Origin of the sequence: Streptomyces sp. E2N166 (assembly GCF_003671715.1) — a bacterium.
GTDB classification, from domain to species: domain Bacteria; phylum Actinomycetota; class Actinomycetes; order Streptomycetales; family Streptomycetaceae; genus Streptomyces; species Streptomyces thinghirensis.
In genome coordinates this window covers 1,262,693-1,266,957 of the sequence record NZ_RAIF01000012.1, presented here as the reverse complement: position 1 = coordinate 1,266,957, position 4,265 = coordinate 1,262,693, and the positions used below count along the sequence as shown (strand labels likewise).

The window sequence follows — 4,265 nt, the reverse complement described above, 5'->3', positions numbered from 1 at the left end:
GGCGGGAGCGGTCGCCGGGTCGGTCGCCGGGTCCGGCGACACGCGGTCGGCGACGGGAGCCGTCGGCGCGGGGACGGCGCCGGCCGCGACGTCGGGTGCGGCCACCGGCGCAGCGAGGGGCGCGGCGGAGGACGTGGTGGCAGGCCGGGGCGCCGGCTGGGCCGCCGCCGGGTCGACGAGCAGGTTCTTCGGCAGGACGACCATGGCCCGGGTTCCCTGGTAGATGTTCGGCGCGGTCAGCTCGACGCGGAAGCCGTAGTTCTCCGCCAGCAGGGAAGCCACGCGCAGCCCGGTCTGGGGGTGGGCGCCCAGGCGGGTGATGTCGTCGCGCTGCTCCCCGGACATCACGTCGCTGGCCCACAGCAGCCGCTCGTCGTCCATGCGCAGTCCGGCGTCGTCCACGATCAGGAAACAGGCGTGGTGCCCCTGTTCCAGCGAGACGTGGACACTGGCGGCGGGCGGCGAGTAACGCAGCGCGTTGTCCAGCAGTACGGCGAGCGCGTGCACGACCGCCTCCACGGCGCGGCCCTCGACCACCACGGACCCCATCTCGGGGTGCTTGATCCGCTCGTACCCCTCGATCCGGCCCATGGCCGCGCGCACGATGTCGGTCAGCGGGGTGGCGGGCCAGCGCCGGGAGAGCTTGTCTCCGGCGAGTACGGAGTACCCCGACGCCGTGAGCAGCATCTGCTGCGCGAGGTGGTCGATCTCCACCAGCGTCGCGTACGCCTCGTCCGAGATGTGCCGCCGTACGCCCTGGCTGACGGCCCGGCCCAGCCTCGCCGACCGGGCCACGATGTTGTTGGCGAAGCCGCGCACGGCGGCCCGGGCCACGCCGACGGAATCGCGCCGCACCTGTGCGATCTGCCGTTCGGCGTCCTGCCGCACCTGGTCGGCGGCGTGGGCCGCGGCCCGTTCGGCGGCCGCCCGCTCCCGCGTCCGTACGTCCCCCACCACCGAGGCCACCGCGCCCGGTACGGCACGCAGCCGCTCGGCGAGCGGCGTCCCGTCGAGCGGCGCCGGTACGAGCAGCCCGCCCCCGGGGCCCTCACCGCCGTGCCCGTCCTTCGCCGCCGCCGGAATCACGGTGGCCGCGAGGTGCCCCACGCACTGCTCGGCCGCGACGAGTTGCAGGGTCAGCCGGTCGGCGTGCTCGCGCAGCAGCTCGGCCCGGTGCCGGGCCTGGACGCCTTTGCGCCGGAAGTACCACGCGGCCCCGACTCCGGCGACCGCCAGCACGGCGGTGGCGGTCACTATCAGTTCAGTCATCAGGTCCTCACGGATCGGAAGCCGTCGGTGTGGGGAAGTGGGCCGAGGGCGCAGAGGGGCCGGGGAGGCGGTGGAGCCGCGGGCGGCGATGTGTGCGGCGGTGTGTGCGGCGACGCGTGCGGACCGCGGCAGGCCGGGACGGCCCGGCGGCGGCGAGGCGCGCGACATGGACCTCCAAGGAACATGCAAGGGCCGGTACGAGCAGGGGGGGCCGACGACGACGCGGATTCGGAACGGAACAGGCCGGCGCGCCCGTACCGCCTCGAACTCCTGCACCCACGACCGGTGTTCGACGTACGGGAAGGGACCATACCGCTTGCGCTCACACCTCGTGTCAGCCCCGTGACTAGGAGCCGGAACCGCCGGGGGTTTGACGCGAAAAATGCCCGGATGGCGGCCGACCCCTTTGGCTGAAAAGGGCGTTCCCCCTGCGAGTGACGCGCTGGTAGGTCGGTCGGCGCGGTCCTTCGGGCCGGCTCAGGCGGGTACGGGCTCCGGATCAATCCCGTCGAAGGGCGGATACGTCCGGCTGCCCATGCGCTCGGCCGCGTCGATGTATCCGGCGAGAACGTCGCGGGACTGGGCGAGCCCGGCCATCCGGTCGTCCAGTTGCCGCAGCCGTGACCGCATCGCGGCCAGCAGTTCGGGACATCCGAGCAGCTCCGGCGTCTCTCCCACGGCGCAGGGCAGCAGGTACGCGATGTCCTCGGAGGACAGACCGGCGCCGAGCAGGTGGCGGATCTGTCGCACCCGGAGCAGGGCGTCCTCGCCGTACTCGCGGTAGCCGTTGGCGCCGCGGTCCGCTTCCAGCAAGCCCTGGGCCTCGTAGTAGCGCAGCTGGTGGGCGTTGACGCCCGTCCGGCGACTCAGTTCCCCGATCCGCATCGCAACCTCGCTTGACCTTCACACCGGTATCAACGTTGACGATGCTGCCATGAAGGAAAACACCGATAAACCCGTGACGGTCATCGGACTCGGACTGATGGGCCGTGCGCTCGCCGGCGCGTTCCTGGCGGCCGGGCATCCCACAACCGTGTGGAACCGTACGGCCTCCAAGGCCGACCAGCTGGTCGCCGAGGGCGCACGGTGGGCGCCGACCGTCGGCGACGCCCTCAAGGAGGGTTCCGTGGCGGTCATCTGCGTCAGCGACTACCAGGCCGTACGGCAGCTGCTCGGCGCGAGCGGCGTCGAGCTGGACGGCACGACACTGATCAACCTGACCTCCGGCTCCTCGGCCCAGGCCCGGGAAACCGCCCACTGGGCCGAGCAGCGCGGCTCCCACTACCTGGACGGCGCCGTCATGGCCGTCCCGCCGGCGATCGGCACCGCCGAGGCGGTCGTCCTGCACAGCGGGCCGCAGGCGGTCTTCGAAGCGCACCGGACGACACTCGGCGCACTCGGCACGGTCACCCACCTCGGTACGGACCCCGGGCTGGCGTCCCTGTACGACGTGGCCGGCCTGGCCATGATGTGGAGCGTCCTGAACGCGTGGCTCCAGGGCACCGCCCTGCTCCGGACCGCCGGTGTCGACGCGGCGACGTACGCGCCGTTCGCGCGGCAGATCGCGGCCGGTGTGGCCGAATGGCTGCCCGGCTACGCGCGGCAGATCGACGACGGCGCCTACCCGGCCGAGGTGTCGGCCCTGGAGACCGACGCGCGGGCCATGGCACACCTGATCGAGGAGAGCGAGGCGGCGGGCGTCAACGCCGAACTGCCCAGGTTGATCAGGGCGATGGCCGACCGCGCGATCGCCGCCGGCCATGGCGGGGAGCAGTATCCCGTACTGATCGAGGAGTTCGGCAAGCCCTGCGGCGATTGACGGTCCCCATCTATCCGGCGGCCGGCCCGGCAGCAGTCATCCTTGAGGTGTCGGCAGGGGTGGCATCAGCGGGTGCAGCAGCCTTTGCCCGTCGCCGTCCACCCGCAGTGTGAACGACTCCGGCCCCGGCCGTCCCGCGGCATCGAAGGCGTCGATGACCTGCTCGACCCGCGCCCACAGCTTCAGCGGGCCGCCCTCGCGCACACTCCAGGCGTCGCCGTCCAGGGTGAGCGTGGCGGCGGAACCAGAGACCACGTCGATCAGGTGCGACACGCCGTCGACTGTGACCAGCTGAGCGTCCGGTACGGCGCTCTGCGCGAGGAACCGCAGATGGAACGCCTCCGCGGTCGCAGCCAAGAGCCGCTCCGGAGCGTGCCGCGCCGACCGGGGCCGCTCGGGCAGACCCGCGGCCCAGTCCGCCGGATTGCCGTACGCCGGTGGCGCGTGCGTCCGGGCGGACGTGAAGGAGATGGTGCCGGGCAGCAGAGAGCCCTCGGCGGTTCCGTCCGCGGCGACGGTGAGCAGGGCACGGGCACTGCCGTACAGCCACCCCGACAGAGGGAGGAGGACCTTCCCGCCCGGCCGTGTCTGCCTGAGCAGGGCGCACGGCACGGCGCGGAAGGAACAGGCGGCCACGATCCGGTCGAACCAGGTCTCTGGCCAGTACCCGTACAGCCCGTCCGCCGGCGCCAGCGTCGGTGTGTACCCGCAGCCATAAAGGGCATCGGCCGCCGCCTCCAGCCTGTCGGAATCGACCTCGACGCTGGTCACGTGGGACGACCCCAGCCGCTCGCAGGCGAGCGCCGTCGAGTAACCCGTCCCCGTTCCGATCTCCAGGACGGTGTGCCCCTCGGTCACGTCGGCGTCCGACCACATACGCAGGACGAGGGAGGGCAGCGTGGAGGAGGACGTGGGCGTGCCACCATGGCGGACGGCCGGGTTCTTCCAGTCGACCTCCTCGCCGTCGAGCTGGGTGACCAGCGTGGCATCCGAGTAGGCGGCGGCAAGCCACCGCCCGTAGTCGATGTCGGCCGTGACCGGCTCCCACACTGTCAGGCCCCGTTCGTCGCGCTTGTCCGAGGCCAGGTAGAAGCCGGGGACGAAGACGTGGCGGGGCACCTTCTCCACGGTCGCCCGCCAGGCCGGGTCGACCGGGACCCCGGTCTCGGCGAAGGAC

At 72.5% G+C, this 4,265-nt stretch carries 4 protein-coding genes; 1 reads left to right on the top strand and 3 read right to left on the bottom strand.

Features of this window, described 5'->3' with window-relative positions:
• Together EBH09_RS13520 and EBH09_RS13515 are read right to left on the bottom strand one after the other, a co-directional pair.
• Positions 1-1,269, bottom strand: a 1,269-nt coding sequence (locus EBH09_RS13520) for an ATP-binding protein (RefSeq protein ID WP_153182655.1), incomplete at its 3' end; no start/stop codon positions are given.
• 477 nt (positions 1,270-1,746) lie between these two features.
• Positions 1,747-2,154, bottom strand: a complete 408-nt coding sequence (locus tag EBH09_RS13515; RefSeq protein ID WP_121747189.1) for a MerR family transcriptional regulator — start codon at positions 2,152-2,154, stop codon at positions 1,747-1,749.
• A 49-nt stretch (positions 2,155-2,203) separates the two neighbouring features.
• On the opposite strand from EBH09_RS13515, the gene EBH09_RS13510 reads away from it, so the two are divergent.
• Positions 2,204-3,088, top strand: a complete 885-nt coding sequence (locus EBH09_RS13510; RefSeq protein WP_121747188.1) for an NAD(P)-binding domain-containing protein — start codon at positions 2,204-2,206, stop codon at positions 3,086-3,088.
• A 36-nt stretch (positions 3,089-3,124) separates the two neighbouring features.
• On the opposite strand, the gene tgmC is transcribed toward EBH09_RS13510, so the two are convergent.
• A partial coding sequence (gene tgmC, locus EBH09_RS13505; protein ID WP_121747187.1) for an ATP-grasp peptide maturase system methyltransferase occupies positions 3,125-4,265 on the bottom strand: 1,141 nt, incomplete at its 5' end.